Genomic DNA, 25376 nt, shown 5'->3' with positions numbered 1-25376 from the left:
AGAAATTGTTAAAGCGAAGATAAGTTTTTAATTTGAAAATTTTAAAATGATTATATTCGTAATCTATAAAAAATAACCCATGCGAATACTTTTTTTCCTTTTCCTTTCCTTCATTTCTTTTGCTCAGCAAACTACCAAAGTTGATTTTAAAACTTCTAAAGGAAATATTTCAATTAATGTTAATGAAAAAAAAGTTTTTGGAACAGTCAGTTATGTTTTTGAAGTTAAAGAAATCATCGATACGATTAAAATTGATGCACAGAAAATGACTTTTTCGGATGTTAAAATCAATAAAAAAGTCGTTAAATTTTCAAATTCAGGAAAAACCTTAAACTTGTTTGAAGGTTTTAAAAAAGGGAAAAATACTTTGACATTTTACTACGAAGCCTTTCCAAAACAAACGATGTATTTCATTGATAAAAGGCAAGTTTGGACGCAAGGTCAAGGAAAATATACAAGTCATTGGTTTCCGAGTTTTGATGATGTAAATGAAAAAGTAATTTTTAATATGAATGTTACTTTTGATGAAAATTATAATGTCATTGCTAATGGTTTTCTGAAAAATAGCTACGTAAAAGATCATCAGAAAAAATGGTATTATGAAATGAAAAAACCAATGAGTTCTTATCTTTTGGCATTAGTTATTGGAGATTTTTATAATAAAATAATTGCTTCCAAGTCGGGAATTCCGTTGCAGTTTTTTATTCAACCAAAAGATACATCGAAGTTTGAACCAACGTATCGTTATTCAAAACAAATATTCGATTATCTAGAGAAAGAAATAGGTTTTAACTATCCGTGGAAATTATATAAACAAGTTCCGGTGGAAGATTTTCTCTATGCCGGAATGGAAAACACGACTTGTACCATTTTTGCTCAGGATTTTGTAGTGGATGAAATTGGTTTCAATGACCGAAATTACATTAACGTCAATGCACATGAATTGGCACATCAGTGGTTTGGCGATTTAGTTACAGCAAAATCTGGAAAACACCATTGGTTGCAAGAAGGTTTTGCAACGTACTATGCGTTATTGGCAGAAAAAGAAATTTTTGGCGAGGATTATTTCAATCATCAATTGTATCGAAATTCTTTGCAATTGCGAAATGCTGCCAAAACCGACACTATTCCGGTGATGAATGAAAAAGCAAGTTCGTTGTCTTTTTATCAAAAAGGTGCTTGGGCTTTGCATTACATGAGAGAAAAAATAGAAGCGAAGCTGTTTCAAAAAGCAGTTCAGAATTATTTGAAAAAATACCAATTCAAGAATGTTGAAACCAGTGATTTTTTGGCAGAAGTAAAAAATGTTGCGCCTAATTTTGATACCGTTGCTTTCCAAAAAATGTGGCTTGAAGACTATCATTTCCCAACGGATGTCGCCAATGAAATCTTGCGAAAAAGTTCGTTTATGCAAACCTTGTTTGATGTACAACAACTGCGTAAAAAATCATTTGCCGAAAACAAAAATACCTTTGCCAAATTGCTCAAGTCGGATTTGTTTTATCCAATAAAAACGGAAATTATCTATCAATTAAAAGATGTCAATTTTGCAGATAAAAAAGAACTTTTAGAATTAGCCATGCAGACCAATGATGTAAAAGTTCGTCAAGCAGTAGCTGAATTTATGGATGAAATTCCGTTGGAGTTTAAAGCAAATTACGAAACTTTTTTAAATGATAAATCATATGAAACTAGAGAAATTGCGTTGATAAAATTATTCAATGCTTTTCCTGAAAGTCAAGCAGTTTATTTGGAAAAAGCTAAAGATTGGTATGGAAATAATGATTTAGGATTGCGAACAACTTTTTTACTTTTAAGTCAAATGTCATCTACTTTTGATGAAAATCAGAAACAAAACTACTTCAAGGAATTGGTTGATTACACTTCGTCAAAATATGAAAGTTCAGTAAGACAAAACGCTTTCAGCGCCGCTTTTCAAGCCAAACAACCTATTGATGATGTAGTTTTAAAAAATTTAGTCAATTCCACTTCACATCATAAATGGCAAATGACCAAATTTGCTCGTGATTACATTAGAAATTTATTGAAAACGCCTTTGTATAGAGAAAAATTTGAAAACTTACTTTCGGATTTACCTGAAAATGATAAAAACCAATTACAAAAACTTCTAAACGAAAAATAATGAGAGCTTTGGTAATTTCTGGTGGCGGAAGTAAAGGCGCATTTGCTGGTGGAGTTGCACAATATTTGATGCAAGAAAACGGCTGTAAATATGATATTCTCATAGGAAGTTCTACCGGAAGTTTACTCATTCCTCATTTGGCTTTGGGCGAAGTCAACAAGATTTACAACATATATTCTAATGTCAATATGCGAAGTATTTTTGACATTAGTCCGTTTGTTGTGAAACATAAAAATACACCAAATGAAACTGTTACAATCAATCATGTGAATGTTTTTAAACAGTTTTTAAAAGGCAAACGAACTTTTGGCGAAAGCCATAAATTACTAGAATATATTAGAGAAAATTTCACTTTAGTCGAATTTACTTTGCTCAAATCAACGGCTTGTGAAGTTGTCGTTACGGTTACTAATCTTACCACAAATAGCGTAGAATATAAATCGATAAAAGACTTTGACTACGATGATTTCTGCGAATGGATTTGGATTTCGTGTAATTATATTCCGTTCATGAGTTTAGCGACTAAAAATGGTTTTGAATATGGCGATGGCGGATTTTCGAGTTTGGTTCCTATTCGAGAAGCCATTAATCGTGGCGCAACCGAAGTTGATGTTATTATCCTTGAAACCGAAGTGCAAACCAAGCCTAGAAAAATTGGTAAAAATCCATTTTCGTTGATGATAGATTTGTTTCAAACATTGCTCACGCAAGTTGAAAAACATAATATTACCATTGGAAAATTGGCAGCTAAAAATAAGAATGTGAAACTCAATTTATATTACACACCAACACAATTAACCGACAATGCTTTGATTTTCAATCATGAAAAAATGAAAGATTGGTGGCATAAAGGTTATGAATATGCCAAAAATAAAAGTGAATTAATGAGCGATAATGTGCAGTAATTTGTAAAACTTTTGCTATTTTTAGCTTTCAAATATAAAAGCCATGTTAGTAAAAGTTTTTGGAAGTGCAGTTTTTGGTGTTGAAGCAACAACTATTACCGTTGAAGTAAATATTGATAAAGGCGTTGGTTATCATTTAGTTGGATTACCTGATAATGCTATAAAAGAAAGTAGCTATCGAATTGCCGCCGCATTAAAAAATAACGGATATTCACTTCCCGTTAAAAAGATTACCATAAATATGGCGCCAGCCGATTTACGAAAAGAAGGTTCGGCGTATGATTTAACACTTGCCATCGGAATTCTCGCGGCTTCCGGACAAATAAAAGCCGATGAGGTTGACAAGTATTTAATCATGGGCGAATTATCACTTGATGGAAGTTTACAACCCATAAAAGGTGCATTATCCATTGCAATAAAAGCTAAAGAAGAAGGTTTTAAGGGATTTTTTCTCCCAATTCAAAATGTAAAAGAAGCAGCAATTGTTACTGGATTGGATGTTTATGGCGTAGAAAATGTGCTTCAGGTTATTGATTTTTTTGATGGAAAAGGAACAATTGAACCAACGGTAATCAATACTCGTGATGAATTTTACAAAACATTAGATTTTCCTGAATTTGATTTTGCAGATGTCAAAGGTCAAGAAAGCATTAAACGATGTATGGAAATAGCCGCAGCTGGTGGACATAACATTATTTTAATTGGTCCGCCAGGTTCAGGAAAAACGATGCTAGCCAAACGATTGCCAAGTATTTTACCGCCAATGACATTGCACGAAGCATTGGAAACTACAAAAATTCATAGTGTAGCTGGAAAGATTAAAGATGCAGGATTGATGAATCAACGACCGTTTCGTTCACCACATCATACAGCTTCGAGTGTTTCATTAGTTGGTGGTGGAAGTTATCCACAACCCGGAGAAATTTCGTTGGCTCATAATGGCGTTTTGTTTTTAGATGAATTACCCGAATTCAAACGAGAAGTTCTCGAAGTAATGCGTCAGCCATTGGAAGATAGAGAAGTTACCATTTCTAGAGCAAAATTTACAATTACGTATCCATCGTCTTTTATGTTAGTTGCTAGTATGAACCCAAGTCCAGGCGGATATTTTAACGATCCAGATGCGCCAGTGAGTTCATCGCCAGCTGAAATGCAACGTTATTTGAGTAAAATTTCTGGACCATTATTGGACAGAATTGACATTCACATTGAAGTTACGCCAGTTCCATTTGAAAAATTAACAGAAACTCGTCCGGCAGAAAGTAGCGTTTCGATTAGAGAACGCGTTACAAAAGCAAGAGAAATTCAATCCATTCGATTTGAAAATTTTGAAGGTATTCATTACAATGCACAAATGGGAACAAAACAAATTCGAGAATTTTGCGCTTTGGACGAAACTTCGTTGCAGTTACTAAAAACCGCAATGGAACGATTGAACCTTTCCGCTCGCGCCTATGACCGAATTCTAAAAGTTTCCAGAACTATAGCTGATTTGGAGCAATCAGAAAGTGTAAATTCTAATCATATTGCTGAAGCTATTCAATATCGAAGTTTGGATCGTGATGGTTGGTTGGGTTAACTGAATTTATAAAACCTCGCGCCAACTAAAACTGGATTTTCTTTTTCAATTTTATCCAAGTAGAATTCATTTTTTGGGACAATCACTGATTGCTTTAATTCTTTTTTATGTAATTTTTCATAAGTAGAGAAATCAATGGCTGTTGCTTGTTCTAATGTTTCAAAAAGTGCAACTTTTTCTATTGATGTTTTCCAGTTTTCTTCAACAATTGCTTCAAATACTTTTGATTTTGAACCACTTCCATAAGCTATAAATCCAAAGGTTGTATTGATAAGATTAGTTTCATTTTTAAAATGATAACAAAGAGTGGAAAGTAAGCCCAAGAAAATTGAACCTGTATAAATATTTCCAATTTGTCCCGAAGCAATTTCCGAAGGTAAAATATATTGGTTTACTAAATCCAGATATTCAGAACTTTTAACCAAGGCTTTTAATTTTTCTTTCGAATTTTCACCTAATTGATTTTCTAAAAGTTCTGGATTTTCATTGGCAAAAATTTCTATAAAAGTTCGTCGTCCTTGAAAACAATAAGGTAAATGCATTAAAATGGCTGACCATTTTTCATAGAGTTTTCCTTTTTGATGACTTTCTTCTTTGTAATGTTCATAAGCTTCTGTTATTCTGCTGATGTAACATTGGTTAGAATATTGTCCGTCAAAAACTGGTTGTTCTTTATAGATATTGATTTCGTTTTCTAAAACACCATTCCATTCTGGATTGTTTTCAGTTTGAAAAATTTTTTCTTTGGAAAAATTTCTTCTAGGTTTGAAAAAATCAAAAACACCTTCGGTCGCTACGCCAACTTCTTTGGAAAAACTTAAAATTCTAGGATTAGCAGTAATTAGCATAGCGATAGAACCTGCGCCTTGCGTGTATTCGCCGGAAGAATTTAAATCATATTTCGCATTATCCGAAGCAATCACAATCGCTTTTTTGGTTGGATTTAGTCGAATGTAATCCAAACAATTTTGCAATGCATCAACCGCACCAATACAAGCAAAAGTCAAATCGACTACATCGCAATTTTTAAAACTTCTTGCTCCGAAAATTTGTTCCAAGTTCGATAAAACATACGATGCAACTGGTTTTGAACTGTCAACACCGCTTTCTGTCCCAATGTAAATTCGACTGATTTCAATAGGATTTAAATTTTCTTGTTGAATAAGTTTCAAAGCTGCATTAGAAGCTAAAGTTACCACATCTTGATGCACATCTAGAAAACTCATTTTGTGCAAACCTAAGCCTTTAGTAAGTTTATCAGCTTCAATGTTTCTGTTTTCGGCTAATGTTGTTATTGGAAGATAAATTTTAGGAATGTCAAAGGCAATACTGTCGATACCAACTTTCATTTGATTGATTTTTGAGAAAGACAAAATTAAAAAAGGTAACTTCAATTCTACATGAAATTACCTTTAAAATTAGTAAGCTTGACACGATTTATGATTTATGCAACAAATCAGTTTTTTATTTTTTGAATTGCAATTTTTGCTTAAAATTTTTGAGAATTTTAATTTAAAAGTGCTGAAAAAGTATCACCTTGTTTAATATCGCCCGTTTTATAACCTTTCATAAACCATTCCATACGTTGCTCAGATGTTCCGTGAGTGAATGATTCTTGATTTACATGACCTTGCATTTTACTTTGAATGGCATCGTCGCCAACAGCGTGTGCCGCACTTAAAGCTTCTTCGATATCGCCTTCTTCCAAAAGATTTTTATTATAATGAGCCCAAACTCCAGCATAAAAATCGGCTTGAAGTTCTAAACAAACGGATAGTTTATTGGCTTCGGCTTCGCTTTTATTGGCTTGTAATTGACGTACTTTTCCTGATGTTCCCAGAATGGTTTGCAAATGATGTCCAACTTCGTGAGCAATTACGTAAGCAATAGCAAAATCTCCTCCTTGAGCACCAAAGCGAGTTTTTAATTCTTCAAAAAAACGTAAATCCATATAGACTTTTTTATCGCCAGGGCAATAAAATGGTCCAGAAGCTGAAGTTGCACTTCCACAAGCCGTATTTACACCATCATAGAAAAGAACCATTCCAGGAACTTCATATTGCATTCCGTTTTCTTGAAAAACTTTTTCCCAAGTTTCATTATTATATGCAAAACATGCTTTTGAAAATTCTCCTAATTCAACTTCTTCGGCAGTAAGTTCACGATTTTGCGTTTGTTCAGTTTGTTGTTGACCTTGAGTTTGTTGAAGTATATTTCCAATGGTTTGTCCCGTTTCGCCACCAAACATATTTAGTAATAAAATTACTATTCCAATTGCTCCACCACCAAGTAATGCTTTTCCACCGCCAGACATTCCACGTCTATCTTCAAAGGTGTCGCTTTTTTTTCTTTCCCATTTCATAGTTTATTTGATTTAAGTCGTTATGTAAAGTTATGAATTTATGATTTTGTAATCCAATTTGAGATAATATTTTTCAGATTTTCCCGATCAATTGGTTTAGGTATATAATCATTCATTCCAATTTCAATGCATTTTTCTTTTTCACCAACAACCGTACCTGCAGTTAATGCAATTATAGGTGTTTTTATTAATTTTTTATTTTTTCTAATTTCAATTGTTGCTTCATATCCATTTATTTCTGGCATTTGAATATCCATTAATATTATGTCAGGATTGTGTTTAGAAATTTCATCGATGAGTTCTTTTCCATTTTGAAACTCAATTATTGTGGCGTTTGGAAGTATTTGAGTAATTAATGTTTTTGCTAATAACATATTTATTTTGTTATCTTCCGCAATAATAATCTCTTTTGGTTCGCTTGTTATTATTTTAGATTTAGATTTTAAATTTTCGGTTTTATGTGTTCTATTTTCGTTTTTCTTTTCTTCATCAGTGAATTTGACTTTAAGGTCAAATGAAAATTCGCTACCGAAACCAAGTTTACTGTTTAGGATTAATTTACTGTTCATTAATGCTAAAAGCTGATTGGAAATGGATAAACCTAATCCTGTTCCTCCAAAACGTTTTGTTGTAGATGCATCTTCTTGGGAAAAAGCTTCAAAAATTTTGGTTTGATTTTTTGCTTTAATACCAATTCCAGTATCTTTTACTAAGAATTTTAGTTTTGCAATTTTTTTATTTTCGTTTTTTTCTCTAGAAATTTCAAGTGTAATACTTCCTTTTTCAGTAAATTTTACAGCATTACTCAACAGGTTGATTAGAATTTGCTTTAATCGAATGTAGTCTATCCAAATGTATTTTGGAACATTTTTGTCAATGATTAAATTAAGGTCCAAATTTTTTCGGTTTGCTTCGTGTTGAATTAATTCGATAACTTGATTAGCAATGTCTTCTGGTTTGTGTTTTTCGATTACTAAATCAATTTTTCCAGATTCAATTTTTGAGAAATCCAATATATTATTAATAACTTCCATTAACGAATTTGCTGATTGGTTAACGGTATCCATATATTTTTTTTGAATACTTTCTAGTTCTGTATTCATTAAAAGTTCTGTAAAACCAATGATACCATTTAAAGGAGTTCGGATTTCATGACTCATATTTGCCAAAAATTCTGATTTTGCTTTGTTTGCAGCCTCAGCATATTCTTTGTCCTTTATGGCATTTTCGGCTAGTTTTCTTTCAGTTACATCAATAAAAATTCCTTCTATTGAGGTAATTTCTCCGTCTTTATGGATGGCATCACCAAATTCTTCAATCCAAGCAATTTCACCATTTTTTTTGATAATTCTATATGTAAAATGAAACGGTTTTCCTTCTTTTATAAATTCTTTTTGATTGGTTATGATGTCGTTTATTTCATCGGGATGAACTAAATCTAAGAAGGATTTTTTGCCTTCAAGAAAATCAGATTTTGGGTAACCAGTTAATTTTTCGACTTGATCGTTTAGATAGATTTTAGAAAAATGCTCATCGTTTTTTGAAAGATAAACTACTCCTGGAATATTATCCGCAAGTAATCTAAATTTTTCCTCGTTTTCTTGAATAATGGTTTCGTTAATATTTCTTTCTAATGCATAAGAAATGTTTTTTGCCAATATTTCTAATGATGAGATTTCATCAAAACTCCATTCTCTTTCGTTTACAGTATCATCAAATATTAAAATTCCATAAAATTTAGATTTTACGAATATGGGTACAAAAAGAATTGATTTTGAATTTAATTGTTCTAAAAACTTTTTAGTTTCTTGATTTTTTTCTTTTCTAACATTAACTGCGATTGATTTATTATGTGAAAGCGTACTGATGATTTCTTTGATTAAAATCATTGGAACCTTTTGTAATTTTGGATTAGGCTCGGCAATACCATTAATTTCTGATAACCATCTAAAACGTTGCGAAATGGTTTGCTCGTCGTTATTGCATTCAAAATAAGAAACTCTTGAAGCATTGATTACATCGCCAATGGTACTTAAAATTCCGAGAATGATTTCGTCTTGATTTTTTGAAAGCAAAAACTTCTCTGTACTTTTATTGATTTCAAAAAGTATGTCGCTTTTGTAGGTCAATTTTTTCTCGGCTTCATTTCGCATTTGAGATTCAATGGCAATCGCAATTAAATCGGCAATGGAACGCGAAAAATTAATGTCTTCGTTATCCCAATCACGTTTTGTATCAACGGATTCAAAACAAAGGATTCCAATAATCTTATCATTGATTAAAATTGGTGTATCGAGTAACGATTTTATATTGTATTTTGGAAAATAATCATAACAAAGTTCTTCGGTTATTTTATTGTTGTAAACATCTGAAGCTACAATTTGTACTCCTGTGTTTAATGATTCAAGATATTTAGGAAATAAAGTTTTGTCGATAAAAAAATGTTTTTCAAATCTATTGGAATCAAGATAATAAATGCTTTCGCAACGCAAACCTTCTGGAATATAACTCCAATAACTTATTCGGCTAATGTTACAATTTGTAGCAACTGTTTGAATAATATTTTTTAGAATAATATGAAAACCATCTTTGTTAGAATAACTTTTGGAAGTTAATTGTTTAATGACTTGATTGTGAGTTTTGATTTTGGCGGCCCGATAAAAATGTTCTGTTTCGAGATTTTTTATCAAGGTAATATCTCTGGCAATAGCTGTAAAACCAATTTTTTGGTCGTCATCGCTTTTTTTAACGGTTACTTTTTGAGCAACCCAAATTGTGTCGCCATCTTTCTTTGTAATAGGAAAAACCAAATCATTGTAATCACTCGTGTTGTTGGGAATTAGTTCATAGAATTCTTTTACAGAGTCGATGTAATCTTTTCTAATAAAGTTGGTGTAATTAGTTCCTAAAACTTCTTCTTTACTGTATCCTAAAACTTTGATTGTAAATGGATTGACAAAAACAATATTTCCTTTGTAATCAATTTCATAAATTAAGTCATTGGCACTTTCAATCAAACTTCTATACTGATTTTGAACTATAACTTGTTCCGTTACATCTTGTCCAATACCAATAATGATATCTTCGGAATATTTTTTATCTTTCCATTGAACGAATTTATAATCGCCATTTTTGCATTTTAATTTTCTAACATAAAGTCGTTCGTCAACAAAATTATCATGGTATGCTTCACCAATAAATTCTGGATCTTCGGTTAACTTCCAATAGCCTAAGCCTAGCACTTCATCAGCATCATAACCCAAAATGCCTTTTATAGAATCGCTGCAATAGGATATTTCACCTTTTCTATTAGCAGTTAGAATGATTGAGTTTCCATTATTTACAACCAAATTGGTAAAAATAAATTTATTTTTTGTGTCGATTAAAGCTAAATATCGAGCTAAGTGTATTGTTGAGGTTAAGATTAGTGCACAAATAAGGATAATTATGTAGTCTCTTTCTATGATTTCAAAGTTGTAGGCACAAATTAAAAGCAGGATAATTGTCGTTACAAAAAGTGTATAGTTTAGAATGTTTTTTAACACAAAAAACGATAGAAAAAAAGCAATAATCAAACTGATATAAGATACTAATTCAAATTTTTGAAAGAAAACATTATAACTGATATATGAAAAATAGGAATAGTAACAAATCATGAAAACAATGTTGACATGCTTTATAAAAAACCGATTTCTAGTACAAAGAAAATAGAAAAGAACAAGTACTAAACCTATCGTTAAGTTAACAACCAAAAGGCTTTTTGCTCTTACCTGAAAAATTTGAAGAATGATTTCTATAATAGGAACAGCAATCCCAAAAAAGAGTAAATACAAAGTGTATTGTTGTTCTTTAGGTTCAAGTTCGCTTTGAAATTTTAGATTTAATTTGTCTTTCAAAACTTTATTTGCCGAAAAATAAAAAACATATAATAAAACCAGTAAAATCGAAACTATGATTATACTGCTCGTACTAGAAAGAGAGAAAAAATCGTTCAAATCAATTTGTTTATTGGTTAATAGTCGATTATTTAACAACTTTAATCGAACTTCTCAAAAATAATTAAATTAGCTTATCCATTTAACTATTTGCTTTAAAATTTTCAGTTTTCCTTTGTATGGTGCATATCGAATAGGAATGTCGAGCCAAGTTGCTTTTTTAACAACCGCTTTGTGATGAGAAAAAGTATCAAAACTTCGTTTGCCATGATAACTTCCAATGCCGCTATGACCAACGCCACCAAAGGGTAAACGATGATTGGTGAAGTGAACAATCGTGTCGTTAACGCAACTTCCACCAAATGAATTTGTTATTAATTGTTTTTTTATGAATTTTTTATTTCCAGAAAAAATGTAAAAAGCAAGTGGTTTTTCATATCGAGAAATGATTTTTTCGATATCATTTTCAGAATTATAGCTTATAATTGGAAGAATTGGTCCAAAAATTTCGCCTTCCATTATTTTGCTATCCAATTTTGGTTCATCAACTAGAGTTGGTTCAATATAAAAATCGGTAGGATTTGATTTTCCACCAAAAATAATTTTCTCGCCATCGAGTAAATCGAGTTGTCGTTTCCAGTTTTTTTGGTTTATAATTCTCGGATAATCTTCTGATTTTTCGATGTTTTCAGAATAGGCTAAAACAATTTCTTCTTTTAGATAATCTGCAAATCTTGACTTAACACTTTCATGAACTAACAGATAATCTGGCGCAATGCAAGTTTGTCCTGCGTTGAGAAATTTTCCCCAAACAATTCGTTTTGCGGCTAATTTTAGATTAGCAGTTTCATCAATAATACATGGATTTTTTCCACCAAGTTCTAATGTTACTGGAGTTAAATTTTCTGCTGCAGCTTTGGCAATAATTTTTCCAACAGCAACACTTCCTGTAAAGAAAATGTAATCCCATCTTTGTGCAAGTAATTTTTCGGTTTCTGAAATTCCGCCTTCAACAACTTTTACATGATTTTCGTCAAATGTTTCAGAAATTATTTTTGAAATTATTTTGGAAGTATTTCTAGTGAGTTCTGAAGGTTTTATAGTCACTTGATTACCTGCTGCAATGGCTGCTATAGCAGGACAAATTGCTAATTGGAAAGGATAATTCCAAGGAGAAATTATTAAAACTTTTCCAAAAGGTTCTTTATAAATATAATCGGTTGAGGGAAAATTTAAAAAAGAAGGCAAAACCAGTTTTGGTTTTGCCCATTTATGGATACTTTTTATTGTAAGCTTTAATTCAGAAAGCACAAAATTAATCTCGGTAAGATAAGTTTCAAACTCCGATTTTTTAAAATCTAACTTTAAAGCGGTAACAATTTCGTCTTCATGATTTTGAATACTGACTAAGAATTCTAGCAGTTTTTTCTTTCTATAGTGTATATCATTTTTATAAATCATATTGTAGGGCTAATTGCATCAGCCAAAATATGATTTTAATATAAATTTTCCAAGTTTTTTTCTACAAAAATCCCCAACGGAAACCAAGATAGGCATCAGCTTGTTTACTATCGTTAATTAAAGCAGTAATCATAGAACTTGTACCTAGATAAAATCCGCCAAGTCTAAATCCAATTCCAACATTGGTTCCCGAGATTTCGTGGAAAGTGACTGGAATATAACTTTCAAAGAAACCTAAATTTATTCTTGGTGTTATGCTGAAAATGTTGGCAGCAGTAATTTGGTCGTTTCCAGAATCTTCGTTTAATTTCTGTTGTAAAAATGCCGTAACATATAATTTTGGAACCAGTTTTAAATCAACATAAGTAGATAGCACTGTTGGTAGTTTTACCTTGAAGTCTTTTGTGCCTTCGGGTTGTGACAAATAACCTGCATCGGTTAAAATATCTTCCACTTCGCTTAAACTTTCTACATCTTCAAAAATGCTTAAATCAAGTCCAAGAGGATTTTGAACAGTTGGTTCTATTATTAGTTCGTAATTCGTTGACAAATTATTATCGTCTTTGAATGTCATACTTCCCATATTTCTAATGGCTAAACCTGCGTTTAATTTATAACCATCGGCATTTTTCCACTGATAATTTACACCAATATCGCCAGAAAAACCATTTAAACCACCAAAAAGTGATTCTTGATAATCATCAAAATTAGTAAAACTATTGGCTAAACTTCCAGAATAAGCAATATTCAAACTTGCTGGCGAATTGGTTGTTAAAAATGCGTTTCCACCAACTTGATTAATTTCTCCATCTAATTTGCTCAAACCAAAGTTGGCATACGAACCAGGAAATAAAAGCTTCAACGTAACACCTGCGCTAAATTTATGTTTTTCTTTATCAACTAATGTTCGAGCAAGCGAAAAGCCTATTTCGCCATAAGAAGTTCCACTTAAACGTTGATTGTTTGGACTGTTTAGCAATGTTGTATTAAGAATTAAGTTGTTGTTTGTTATTGCATTTCCTATAGATGGATCAATATCAATCATATCAAATTTTGCATTTACTTTTCCTGTTACGGCTAAACCCCATTTTTTCCATCGCATAGCAAAACCTGGAAGACTAATTTCAGAACTTATCCTAGCATTTACTGGACTTGAACCCGTAAAAATTAATTCTTCAAAATCAGTATCCGAGTTGATGTCACTAAAACCAATTTTATTGTTGGTTACACCAAGACTAATTCCAGCAATATTAACCTCAAATTTTTTATGAAGATTGGTTAATTCTGCGGGATTTAAGTTTACATTCAAAATTCCAACACGCTTTGACGTACTAATTCCTGAAAAGTGTTCTTGAGAATAGGAGTGAAGTCCTAGCAATAAGAAGGCAGTTAAAAATAAATTTTTCATAATTTTTTGGATTTGTTGTGCTAATATAACAAGTTTGTAACTTAAAACCCTAATTTTATGTTAATTTTTTACAATGAATTCCAAATCACATCGTTAGGAGTTGGAGCAATGATTTCGATATTTTCTTTGGAAACAGGATGAACAAAAACTAATTTTCGCGCATGAAGGTGAATGCCACCATCAGGATTACTGCGGTCAAAACCATATTTTAAATCGCCTCTTATAGGACAACCAATCGCTTGAAGTTGCGACCTTATTTGATGATGTCTTCCGGTATGTAGATTGATTTCAAGCGCAAAATAATTGTTCAATTCTTTGATTATGGTATAATCCAAGCTTGCTTTTTTGCTTTCAGGAACTTCTTTTAGATGTGCTTTTGAAGTGTTGTTTTTTGGATTTCTTTTCAAAAAGTGAACAAGATTATCCGAAGTTTTTGGCGGTTTATTTTTTACAACTGCCCAATACGTTTTTTGTGTTTCTCTATTGCTAAACATAGCGTTTAGCCGTTCTAAAGCTTTGCTTGTTCTAGCAAAAACCACAATTCCAGTGGTTGGTCTGTCTAATCGGTGTACAACGCCAAGAAAAACTTCTCCAGGTTTGTTATATTTCTCCTTAATATATTCTTTTACAACTTCCGAAAGCGGTTTGTCACCTGTTTTATCGCCTTGAACAATATCACCAACACGTTTATTAACCACAATAATGTGATTGTCTTCGTGAAGAATTTGGAGATTATCTTTGGTGGAAATTATTTTCATTTAAAATCTTATGCCACAAATTACACAAATTAGCACGAATTAATTTGTGGAAATTTGTGTAATTCGTGGCGACAAAAACAAATTCATTATTAATACTGTTCACTAGAATTCGGAAAATCTTTCGATTTCACATCAGCAACATAATTTCCAATCGCTTTCGTCATTTGCTCATACAAATCCAAATAACGACGCAAAAATCTCGGACTGAACTCATTATTCATTCCAAGCATATCGTGAATAACCAAAACTTGTCCGTCAACGCCACCACCAGCACCAATTCCAATAACAGGAATAGAAATAGTTTTCGCTACTTTTTCGGCTAAAGCCGCCGGAATTTTTTCTAAAACCAATGCAAAACAACCCAATTTTTCAAGCAATTTTGCATCTTCAATCAACTGTTCCGCTTCGGCTTCTTCTTTAGCACGAACCGTGTATGTTCCAAATTTATAAATCGATTGTGGAGTTAAACCCAAATGTCCCATTACCGGAATTCCGGCATTCAAAATACGCTTAATACTTTCCTTAATTTCGCTTCCGCCTTCCAGTTTTACAGCATGTCCGCCGCTTTCTTTCATAATTCTGATAGCCGAACGCAATGCTTCTTTTGGATCGCTTTGATAACTTCCAAAAGGCAAATCCACCACAACCAAAGCTCGCTCAATTGCGCGAACCACACTCGAAGCATGATAAATCATTTGATCCAGCGTAATCGGCAATGTCGTTTCGTGTCCAGCCATAACATTACTCGCCGAATCACCAACCAAAATCACATCAACACCAGCCGTGTCAACAATCTTAGCCATCGTAAAATCATACGCCGTAAGCATCGATATCTTCTCGCCATTCACCTTCATGTCAATCAATGACTTAGTCGTAATCCTTTTATAATCTTTTTTTGCAGTAGACATAACATTTCGTTTATAAGCCGTAAAAGTATAAAATCTATTTTTGATGCAACAAAAAACAACCCAATAATGTGAATTTATACTACTTTTGTCAAAACTGATTTAGGAGCGAATCGTTTGAGCAAGAATAAACCATTTTCCTGCTTTCCGCAGTATCTTTTCTCAAACTCTTATAGAGTTTGAAAAAAAGGATACTTGCTTCAATCAGGGCTAAAAAGTAAACATCGATAACAAAATAAACGTCAAAAGTCAACTGACAGCTGACAACCGACAACAAAAAAAATATGCCAAAAATATTAATCATTGAAGACGAAGCAGCAATCAGAAGAGTTTTAACCAAAATCCTTTCTGAAGAAAGTAGCACGTATCAAGTAGAAGAAGCCGAAGATGGCGTTCAAGCTTTAGAAAAGATAAAAAACAACGACTACGATTTAGTGTTGTGCGACATCAAAATGCCAAAAATGGATGGTGTCGAACTACTAGAAGAAGTCAAAAAAATAAAACCCGAAATCCCAATGGTGATGATTTCCGGTCACGGTGATATGGAAACCGCCATTCAAACCATGCGACTTGGTGCTTTTGATTACATTTCAAAACCACCCGATTTAAACCGATTGTTAAATACGGTTCGCAATGCGTTAGACAAAAAACAACTCGTAGTGGAAAACAAAATTCTAAAGAAAAAAGTTTCCAAAAACTACGAAATCATTGGCGAAAGCGAACCTATCAATCAAATTAAATTAATGATTGAAAAAGTAGCCCAAACCGATGCCCGAGTTTTAATTACTGGACCAAACGGAACCGGAAAAGAATTGGTTGCCCATCAGTTACATCAAAAAAGTGAGCGTTCCAATTCGCCAATCGTAGAGGTAAACTGTGCCGCCATTCCATCTGAATTAATAGAAAGCGAATTATTTGGTCACGTAAAAGGTGCGTTTACATCAGCCGTTAAAGATCGCGCTGGAAAATTTGAAGCTGCCGATGGCGGAACAATTTTCTTGGACGAAATTGGCGATATGAGTTTGGCAGCACAAGCTAAAGTTTTACGTGCGTTACAAGAAAATTTAATCCAACGCGTTGGTGCTGACAAGGACATCAAAGTAGATGTTCGCGTTATTGCAGCAACCAATAAAGATTTGAAAAAAGAAATCGCCGAAGGACGTTTCCGTGAAGATTTATACCATCGATTGGCAGTAATATTAATCAAAGTTCCGGCATTGAACGATAGACGTGATGATATTCCTTTATTAATAGAACATTTCACAACAAAAATCGCCGAAGAACAAGGAAACGCCTGTAAATCATTCTCAAAACAAGCTATTAAATTGTTACAAGAATATGATTGGACAGGAAATATCCGTGAATTGCGTAATGTAGTAGAACGATTAATCATTCTTGGCGGAAACGAAATCTCTGAAACCGATGTGAAGTTATTTGCATCAAAATAATAATGAGATAAGGGATAAGTCAAAAGCAATAAGTCTAATCCCTTTTCCCTTAAAACTTTTCCCTTAAATGAATTTAAAAAAAATAAACCCAAACCTCCAAAAAGCACTCATTGAAAACGGATTAACCGAAGCCAATGAAATGCAACAAGAAACATTTTCTACTATAAAAAGTGGAGCTGATGCCGTTATTCAATCGCCCGGCGGAAGCGGAAAATCGACAACTATTGCGATAAACGTAATTCAGCGATTGGAAAAAGCCGTTGGCGAAAGCACACGAGCTTTAGTGATTGTTTTAGACAAAGAAAAAGTTCTTGAAATGGTAGAAATTTTCCAGAAATTTGGGCAATATACTGATTTACGAGTAATTGGTTGTCATGATAAAGGCGACATTGATTATGATAAAAACGTGATTTCAGCCGGAATGGATATTATCGTTGGAACACCAACTCGAATTAATGCAATGTTTTCTTCCGCCGGATTTAACATGAACACTATCAAAATGTTTGTTACTGACGATGCAGATGAGATTTTCCGTTTGCGTCACGATGCTATTGTACAACGATTATCGATGAGTGTCGAAAAAACACAACGTTTGTTCTTTTGCTCGCAAATTACTGAAAGAGTAGAAGTTCTAGCCGATAAAATAATGATTGAACCGCTTTTCTTTGAAATGGGAGAATAATTTAGTTTAGAGGTTTCTGGTTACAAGTTACAGGTTTCATGTTTCAAGTTTCAAGTTTTGAGCATAGTTTGTCATTCCGGAGGAATCTCAATAACAACAATGCAACATACAACAATACATTATACAAAAAATAAAATGGGATTAATAAAAATATTTTCAGGAAGCGAAATTTTAGCTTTAGGATTAAAAGAAAAATTAGAAGCAATCGATTTGAATGTGGTTGTAAAAGATAACATTCAATCAGCTCGATTAGGCGGTTTTGGCAATGCTGATTTAGCTGTAGAACTATTCATTCAAGAAAGAGATTATGGTAAAGCACATCCTGTAATTGAGGAATTTAGAATGAGTTTGTGATAATAGAACATAAAAGCAAAAATCCCAAAAAATAGTTTTTGGGATTTTTTTGTGAACTATTTTCTAATTATTAAAAACCTTCAATCTACTGACCAATATTGAAATAAACACGCCAAAAATTCCAATAAAAGCAAAAGAATATTGAAGACTTGTCATTTCGGCAATGAAACCAATTATTGGTGGACCAATTAAAAAACCTAAGAAACTGATACTCGTTACTATCGTTAAAGCAATTCCCGGTGGTACATTTTTGATGTTTCCGGCGGCGTTAAAAATAATCGGAACTACATTAGAAACGCCAAATCCAACCATCATAAAAGCAATGGTACACGGAACTAAATAGGGAAGAAGTACTGCTAAATATAATCCGCTAGAAATGACAATGCCGCTGATGATTAAAACTTTTTTGGCACCATATTTATGTACAAGAATATCACTTAAAAATCGTCCAGAAGCCATACTAACCATGAAAGTTGTATATCCCAAAACGACCAATCCGCCTGGAGCTTTCACAATTTCTTTAAAATAAACGCCACTCCAGTCAAACATAATTCCTTCGCTTGCCATACAGCAAAAACAGATTACACCTAACCAAATCAAATTCATATTTGGATTTTTGAAAAAAGAATAGCTAGTTTGTTCTTCCGATTGTTTTGTTTTGGCTTTAATTAGAAAGGAATAACTAGTAAAAACTATTAAACTAACCATTACAAAGGCAATGATAAAATGGTTTAAAACGCTAAGTTCAAATGATACCATAATCAAACCTACCAAAGCGCCACAAAATCCGGCTAAACTCCACGAACCATGAAACGAACCCATAATTGGTTTTTCAAATAATTGTTGCGTATAAACGCCTTGTGTATTGACAGCGATGTTGCAAAAGTTTCCAAAAAAGCCAAAGAGTAACAATGCTAATGCAAGTTCTATTTTACTAGTTGCCAATCCTAAAAGTGGCATGCAAGCGGAATAGAGTAGAAGTCCAAAGATGGTAATTTGTTTGCTACCATATTTTGTGACTATTTTTCCCGAAAATGGCATCGCAATTAATTGACCAACAGGCAAAGCAAATAAAAGCGCACCTAAATCGGCTTCACTTAAATGCAACATCGATTTAATATCCGGAATTCGGCTTGCCCAAGTAGCAAAGCTAAAACCCATTCCGAAGAAAAATAATGCCGTTGCCCAGCGAATTCTGAAAAGATACGATAGCTTGGCTTTTTTGTATCCTTTTTTGATTTTCGCTTTTGGCAAGATTTTTTGTAAAAAACTGTAATCAATTAATGGCATAGTTATTCGTTTAAATCATGTTTTTTCCATTGATAATCACACTTTCAATCAGGTTACTACCAAAACAATAAGGTATTTCATAAAATGAATTCAGTGGTTTTGTGATAATCAAATTTGCTTTTTTCCCTTTGGTAATACTTCCATGTGTTTTAGAAATATCCATGGCATAAGCTCCATTTATTGTGGCGGCATTAATAGCTTCTTCGGGTGTCATTTTCATTTTGATGCAAGCCGTTGCCACTACAAAATTCATGTTTCCCGATGGTGTTGTTCCTGGATTAAAATCGGAAGCTAAAGCCAATGGTAATCCAGCATTTAACATTTTTCTTGCTGGCGTATATGGAATACTAATGAAATAGGAACAACTTGGCAAAGCAACTGCAATGGTTTTGCTGTTTTTCAATGCTTCAATATCTTCATCGGTTACAATTTCAAGATGATCAACCGAAAGTGCGTCGTGTTTTACACATGCTTCAATTCCATTGATTGCAGTAAATTGATTGACATGAATTTTTGAAATTAAACCATATTTTTTTCCGGCTTCCATAATTCTTTCGGTTTCTTCTACCGAAAAATATCCTGTTTCTAAGAACGCATCGATGAAATCAGCCAATTTTTCTTCGGCTATTTTCGGAAGCATTTCATCAATGATTAAGTCGATATATCCCGAATGATTTTCTTTGTATTCCTTCGGAAAAGCATGCGCACCAAGAAAAGTTGATTTGATTGTAATCGGATAATTTTTTGCTAATTTTTTAATAACGCGAAGCATTTTCAATTCGCCATCAACGGTTAATCCATAACCCGATTTGATTTCAACTGCTCCTGTTCCTTGACTGATAACTTCTTCCAAACGTTTTTTGGATTGGTTATAAATTTCTTCTTCGGAAGTTTCGTTGAGTTTTTTTGCCGAATTTAAAATTCCTCCGCCACGATTAGCAATTTCTTCGTATGACAATCCATTTATTCTGTCCACAAATTCTTGTTCGCGATTTCCTGCATAAACAATATGAGTATGACTGTCGCACCACGTTGGTAAAACAATTTTTCCTGTAGCATCAATAGTTTTGTCAATATTAATTTTCGGACAGTTTTCCATTAGTCCAAAATCTTTTATCAAATCATTTTCCAATAAAAGAAAAGCGTTTTTCAGTGTTGGTAAAATCGCCATTTCATCGCCCGAAACTTTGTCAATATGATTTTCTCTAACTTGCAGTAATTCTTTTATGTTGATTATTAGTGTTTGCATAAAATGATTTTTGGTAAAATTACTTTGAAAAAAATAAATATTCTTAATTTTAGACAAATTTAGAATTCGTGAGAAAAATAAAATATAAAAAAGGCAGAAAAGTTAAGCCAACAATTTTGGAATATACGGGAATTCATAAACAAGTAAAGTCAGAAATGCAGTTGTTTGTTTATGATACCGATGATTTAACTGAGTTTGCGGAGTTTGATGTTTCACAAATCCATAATTGTATTGATGAAACAAAAGTTAATTGGTTAAATATTCATGGATTAAACGATATAGAATTAATCAAGTCAATTGGTCATTTTTTGAAAGTTGATCATTTTATGTTAGGTGATATATTAAATACAACAAAAAGGACCAAGTTGGATGAATATCATGATGTTTTGTTTTTTAATATTAAGTCGTTATTGCCAATTGAAAATACGGATAATATTAGTGTTGAACAGATTAGTTTTTTACTAAAAGATGGTATTTTGGTTTCGTTCCAAGAAAAGAGAAGTGATTTTTTTACGCATATTCGTGAGCGAATTAGAACTCATTCAGGTATTGTTAGAGATAAAAAAGCTGATTATCTTTTATACTTATTGCTTGATGCTGTAATTGAGAATTTTTATTTTACAATCGAAAATGAAGAAGATAGAGTAGAAGAGTTGATTAATTTGTCAAAATCGAGTACAAAGCCACAAGTTTTGGAACAAATTGAACAACACAGAGACAATTTTAATTTTCTAAAACGTTCGATTATTCCGCTTCGTGATTCATTGTATTCCATAAAAAGTATCAAAGATGATAATGTTTTTAATGCTATTGAGCACGAGAATTATAGTTTTTTCTCTCGATTACATCAAAAATGTTTGGAGTTATTGGAGCAAATTGAGTATGATCTAATTTCGCTTGACAGTGCTTCCAATTTTTATTTTTCGTCCCAAAATCAAAAGCTGAATGAGGTAATGAAAACATTAACGGTAGTTTCGGTTTTCTTTATGCCACTAACTTTCATTGTTGGAGTTTATGGAATGAATTTCGACAACATGCCTGAGTTACATTGGAAATATGGTTATTTTTATATTCTTGGATTTATGTTTTTATTGTTATTAGGAATGATTTTTTATTTCAAAAAAAGAAAATGGTATTGATTTAACAATGATTTATATAACGAAAAAAGCACTCAAATTTGAGTGCTTTTTTGTTGAATATAATGTAATTACAGAGCTGTAATTATAAACTCACTTCTTCTGTTAGCTTGATGTTGCTCTTCGGTACAGCTTGATTCGTTTGTTGGTTCACAGCCACAATCGTTTACCAATCTTGACTCGCCATATCCTTTTCCGGTTAATCGGTCTTTGGCAATGCCTTTGCTTACTAACCATGCCATGGTTGATTTTGCTCTTCTGTCTGATAAAGCCATATTGTATTTTGCAGTTTGTCTACAATCGGTATGAGAACGAACGTCGATTTTCATCGTTGGGTATTGTTCCATTACGTCTAGTATTTTGGCTAATTCCAAGGCTGCATCAGGACGAATGTTAGACTTATCTAGGTCAAAATAAATGATTTTGATACCAAAGGCTTTGGCTAAATCATCGCCTGGTTGTACTGGTTTAACTGTTTTTTCTAGCTCGATGTTGACTTCTGTTTTACCTTCTTGTTTTCCAGTTATGGCTGGAACTTCTTTGGTGTTGTATTCTGGTTTTTCAACTCTTACGTAGTATTTTGTATTTGGTTCTAGTTTTAAGAATTCATAATAACCTTTGCTATCAGTAGTAGTTTCGGCTAGTTTGTTGAATTTTTCGTCCAGCAATGTCATTTTTGTATTTGGTAAAACTTCTTTAGATGTAGCATCTGTTACGACACCAAAAATTGCTTGTTCAATAAATAGTTCTCTGGTTTCAAGGAATTTGTAGATGTCGTCGTTTCCTTCGCCACCATCGCGGTTGGAACTTAAAAAGCCTCGTTTGGTATCGGTGTTGATGATGAAAGCAAAGTCGTCTTTTGGACTATTGGCTTCTTCTCCAATGTTGACAATCTTCTTGAAGTTTCCGTCTTCTGGAATTTGTGTCGCAAAAATATCTAATCCACCTAATCCTGGATGTGCATCTGATGAAAAGTACAATTCGTTTTGATTGGTTACAAATGGATAGGTTTCTCTTCCTTGTGTATTGATGGTTTTACCTAAATTTACTGGTGTTCCAAAGCTTCCGTCGTCGTTGATGGTTACTTTGTAAAGGTCTGATTTTCCAAATCCTCCTGGCATATCGGATGCAAAATACATTGTTTTGCCATCAGGACTTAAAGCAGGATGAGCGGTTTGGTAGCTATCACCATTGAATGGTAATGGAGTTACATTTATCCATTTTCCTTTTTCATCGACTGTAGCTTTGTAAATTTTTAATAAAGTTACTTTTGAGGCATCATAACCTCTTTTGTCTAGATAATTGTTTCTTGTAAAGTAAACTGTTTTTCCATCTTTGCTAAAAACAGGAGTTGCTTCATGGTATTTGGAATTAAGTTTATTACCAAATTTTTGAACCTCTCCAAGAGAACCATCTTCAGCTAAATCAGCACTGTATAAATTAGTGAAATATTCTCCAGTCCATGTATGGATTCTTTTTGAGAAATTTCCAGTATCTCTGGCAGAACTGAATACTACTTTTTTGTCCATAAATGACGGACCATAATCAGAGTATTTTGAGTTTATTCCAGCATTTTCTATTTTATATCTTCCAGAATTTTTCTTGATTTCAGCTAGATAGTTTCTATTTTTGTCAAAAAGCTGTGCTCTAGCATCATTACCACTTTTAGCATTGAATTTGTTCATCATTTCATCGGCTTTGGCATAGTCTTTTACTGCTCTAAGCGATTGTGAATAACGGTAATAGAATTCTGGTTCTTGCTCTGGATTGGAAGCATACAACTCGCCATAGTATTTTCCTGCTTTTTCTAAATCGGCATTGAAATAATAGGCATTTCCTAGATTTAACAACATTTCGTCTGACTTGTATCCTTTCTCATAAAGTCGCTCATAGGTTTTGATGGCGTCGATATAAGCATACTTGTCGTAGTCTTTGTTGGCTCTTGATTCTTTGCCTGATTGCGAATAACTTGTTAGGGTTATTACTAAAAATGCTAAGTATATAATTTTATTTTTCATGACTGTCGTGTATTAGAAGAATCGAGGTGATACCATTTTATTTACTTTGCTGAACAATTCAAATCGAAGGAAAACCTCGTGTGAACCTGAGTTAAATCGTCTCAAGTTGGTCGTTTCTCTATCGTATCCATAACCAATGAATAAGCCATCGGTTACTTGAAATCCTGCCATTCCACTGAAAGCAGCATCCCAACGGTAAGCAGCACCAAGAGTTAATTTGTCAAATAGTAAAAAGTTACCTGACAAATCTACTTGTAGTGGCGAACCTTGAACAGCTTTGGTCAAAAAGGCTGGTTTGAATTTCAAGGTTGGCGATAAATCAAATACGTATCCTCCAATTACATAAAAGTTCATGCGTTCTTGGAATATTACATAATCGTTGTCGTTGTATTTCTTGTCTTCCATAAAATTAGGAACCGATACTCCAAAGTATAGTTTATCGGAATGTAAATAAACTCCAGCACCAAAATTAGGCGAAAACTCGTTGTTGAACGGTTGCAAGTTATCATCGGCTGGATCGGCTGGGTTTAATTTATTAACATCTAAGTTGAAAAAATTACCCGAAGCTTTTATTCCAAAGGACAATTTATAGGTTTCTGAGGTATTAATCGTATACGATATATCTGCCGAAACGGTGTTATCTGAAGTTGGTCCTATTCGGTCGTTTACTACCGATAGTCCAAGTCCTAATTTACTGTTGTTGATGGGTGTGTTTAACGAAAACGCATTGGTTGTTGGTGCGCCGTTTAGTCCAACCCATTGGGTACGGTGTAAGCCAAAGATGCTCATCACGCCACGTGATCCAGCATAAGCAGGGTTTACATTGATGGTGTTATACATGTATTGGGTATACTGGGCATCTTGCTGGGCAAAGCCGGTATAACAAACTAACATCAAAACGAAGTGTATTATTTTTGTTCTCATATTTTGCTTTTTTTAACCTGAGGACTTTTTAAAAAATCCTCAGGTGTTAGTAGGTTTATCGTGTTAAATATAAGTATTTTGATTCTGAAATTACTTTTCCGTTACCATCATTATATTGAATAATGTAAAAATATGTTCCAGTTGGTAATTCAGCATTTTTATCTACAGTTACTCGTCCCTCTGATATACCAGTGAATTTTCTCGTGTTATTGTCGTAATCATTAGTTTCGAAAACTAATACACCCCATCGGTTGTAGATTTCAACTCTGTTTGGTAAATGACATTCTTGGTCAATGTTGTCGATTTGGAAATGTTCGTTTACACCATCACCATTTGGTGTGAAAGCGTTATGAACAACAACAGTTTCACATGCTAATACCGCACAGTCAGAAATTACACTTAAGTTAATATCTACTCGTTTACAGTCATCTCCATAAATATAGCTTACAGTATAGTTTCCAGAAGTAACATTAAAAGGATTAAATACTGTACCAGATATACCAGGAACTTGATTCATATCCCATGTTCCTCCAGCAGGATATTCACTAATTAATGTTTCTAAATCAACTTGATCTTCTTGAGCTTCATTACATCTTTCGATATCATTTACTGTATAAATGATTTGCGTACCTGTAACATCCCATTGACAAGTAGTTGTATTGAATGTAGCCGTTTCATAACAAGCCAATGTTGGTTGTACTGGTTGTGTACCTGTAACATCCCATTGACACGTAGTCGTATTGAATGTAGCTGTTTCATAACAAGCCAATGTTGGTTGAACTGGTTGCGTACCTGTTACATCCCATTGACACGTAGTCG

Annotated in this window: 19 protein-coding genes; 7 read left to right on the top strand and 12 right to left on the bottom strand. The window is 33.1% G+C overall.

Annotated features, from left to right (window positions below; all coding sequences use genetic code 11):
• The first annotated feature begins 79 nt into the window (after positions 1-79).
• Genes G6042_RS03340 through G6042_RS03330 form a run of 3 tightly spaced genes read left to right on the top strand, consistent with a single transcriptional unit; the run spans position 80 to position 4627 of the window.
• On the top strand, positions 80-2143 hold the full coding sequence (locus G6042_RS03340; protein ID WP_169522897.1) for a M1 family metallopeptidase: 2064 nt from the start codon (positions 80-82) through the stop codon (positions 2141-2143).
• The gene (locus G6042_RS03335; protein WP_169522896.1) at positions 2143-3048 is read left to right on the top strand and encodes a patatin-like phospholipase family protein; all 906 of its coding nucleotides are present in this window, start codon (positions 2143-2145) and stop codon (positions 3046-3048) included. Before G6042_RS03340 ends, G6042_RS03335 begins: the two co-directional genes overlap by 1 nt.
• A 43-nt stretch (positions 3049-3091) precedes the next feature.
• The gene (locus G6042_RS03330) at positions 3092-4627 is read left to right on the top strand and encodes a YifB family Mg chelatase-like AAA ATPase (RefSeq protein ID WP_169522895.1); all 1536 of its coding nucleotides are present in this window, start codon (positions 3092-3094) and stop codon (positions 4625-4627) included.
• Here the strand turns inward: G6042_RS03330 and G6042_RS03325 are convergent.
• From G6042_RS03325 to panB, 7 genes are all read right to left on the bottom strand, one after another.
• The gene (locus G6042_RS03325) at positions 4624-5976 is read right to left on the bottom strand and encodes a hydroxymethylglutaryl-CoA synthase family protein (protein WP_169522894.1); all 1353 of its coding nucleotides are present in this window, start codon (positions 5974-5976) and stop codon (positions 4624-4626) included. The two genes, G6042_RS03330 and G6042_RS03325, sit on opposite strands and share 4 nt — an antisense overlap.
• A 158-nt stretch (positions 5977-6134) precedes the next feature.
• On the bottom strand, positions 6135-6989 hold the full coding sequence (gene ypfJ / locus G6042_RS03320; protein WP_169522893.1) for a KPN_02809 family neutral zinc metallopeptidase: 855 nt from the start codon (positions 6987-6989) through the stop codon (positions 6135-6137).
• Positions 6990-7027: 38 nt separating this feature from the next.
• Entirely contained in the window at positions 7028-10885 is a 3858-nt protein-coding gene (locus tag G6042_RS03315; protein ID WP_169522892.1) for a PAS domain S-box protein, read from the bottom strand.
• 168 nt (positions 10886-11053) lie between these two features.
• Positions 11054-12385 (bottom strand): aldehyde dehydrogenase, encoded by a 1332-nt coding sequence (locus G6042_RS03310; RefSeq protein ID WP_169522891.1) that lies wholly within the window; start codon positions 12383-12385, stop codon positions 11054-11056.
• 61 nt (positions 12386-12446) lie between these two features.
• Positions 12447-13793, bottom strand: coding sequence for a hypothetical protein (locus G6042_RS03305; protein ID WP_169522890.1), 1347 nt, complete (start codon positions 13791-13793; stop codon positions 12447-12449).
• Between the two features lie 68 nt (positions 13794-13861).
• On the bottom strand, positions 13862-14551 hold the full coding sequence (locus G6042_RS03300) for an RluA family pseudouridine synthase (protein ID WP_169522889.1): 690 nt from the start codon (positions 14549-14551) through the stop codon (positions 13862-13864).
• Positions 14552-14640: 89 nt separating this feature from the next.
• Positions 14641-15459, bottom strand: coding sequence for a 3-methyl-2-oxobutanoate hydroxymethyltransferase (panB, locus tag G6042_RS03295; protein ID WP_169522888.1), 819 nt, complete (start codon positions 15457-15459; stop codon positions 14641-14643).
• A 281-nt stretch (positions 15460-15740) separates the two neighbouring features.
• Between panB and G6042_RS03290 the strand changes: the two genes are divergently transcribed.
• From G6042_RS03290 to G6042_RS03280, 3 genes are all read left to right on the top strand, one after another.
• Positions 15741-16904: a sigma-54-dependent transcriptional regulator gene (locus tag G6042_RS03290; protein WP_169522887.1), complete on the top strand. Its 1164-nt coding sequence runs from the start codon at positions 15741-15743 to the stop codon at positions 16902-16904.
• A 67-nt stretch (positions 16905-16971) separates the two neighbouring features.
• Positions 16972-17586, top strand: coding sequence for a DEAD/DEAH box helicase (locus G6042_RS03285; protein ID WP_169522886.1), 615 nt, complete (start codon positions 16972-16974; stop codon positions 17584-17586).
• A gap of 135 nt (positions 17587-17721) precedes the next feature.
• Positions 17722-17940, top strand: coding sequence for a putative signal transducing protein (locus G6042_RS03280; RefSeq protein WP_169522885.1), 219 nt, complete (start codon positions 17722-17724; stop codon positions 17938-17940).
• A 63-nt stretch (positions 17941-18003) separates the two neighbouring features.
• On the opposite strand, the gene G6042_RS03275 is transcribed toward G6042_RS03280, so the two are convergent.
• Both G6042_RS03275 and hutI read right to left on the bottom strand, forming a co-directional pair.
• Positions 18004-19230, bottom strand: a complete 1227-nt coding sequence (locus G6042_RS03275) for an MFS transporter (RefSeq protein ID WP_169522884.1) — start codon at positions 19228-19230, stop codon at positions 18004-18006.
• Positions 19231-19240: 10 nt separating this feature from the next.
• Positions 19241-20479, bottom strand: coding sequence for an imidazolonepropionase (hutI, locus tag G6042_RS03270; protein ID WP_169522883.1), 1239 nt, complete (start codon positions 20477-20479; stop codon positions 19241-19243).
• A 68-nt stretch (positions 20480-20547) separates the two neighbouring features.
• Between hutI and corA the strand changes: the two genes are divergently transcribed.
• Entirely contained in the window at positions 20548-21618 is a 1071-nt protein-coding gene (gene corA, locus G6042_RS03265) for a magnesium/cobalt transporter CorA (protein WP_169522882.1), read from the top strand.
• A 68-nt stretch (positions 21619-21686) separates the two neighbouring features.
• On the opposite strand, the gene G6042_RS03260 is transcribed toward corA, so the two are convergent.
• The 3 genes from G6042_RS03260 to G6042_RS03250 all read right to left on the bottom strand — a co-directional run.
• Entirely contained in the window at positions 21687-23633 is a 1947-nt protein-coding gene (locus G6042_RS03260; RefSeq protein ID WP_169522881.1) for an OmpA family protein, read from the bottom strand.
• Between the two features lie 12 nt (positions 23634-23645).
• Positions 23646-24557, bottom strand: a complete 912-nt coding sequence (locus tag G6042_RS03255) for a PorP/SprF family type IX secretion system membrane protein (protein ID WP_169522880.1) — start codon at positions 24555-24557, stop codon at positions 23646-23648.
• A gap of 55 nt (positions 24558-24612) precedes the next feature.
• Positions 24613-25376, bottom strand: a 764-nt coding sequence (locus G6042_RS03250; RefSeq protein ID WP_169522879.1) for a gliding motility-associated C-terminal domain-containing protein, incomplete at its 5' end; no start/stop codon positions are given.

It is taken from the genome of Flavobacterium solisilvae (assembly GCF_012911605.1).
In the GTDB taxonomy this organism is placed as follows: domain Bacteria; phylum Bacteroidota; class Bacteroidia; order Flavobacteriales; family Flavobacteriaceae; genus Flavobacterium; species Flavobacterium solisilvae.
The sequence above is the reverse complement of the archived record's forward strand: the minus strand, read 5'-3'. Positions and strand labels throughout refer to the sequence as shown.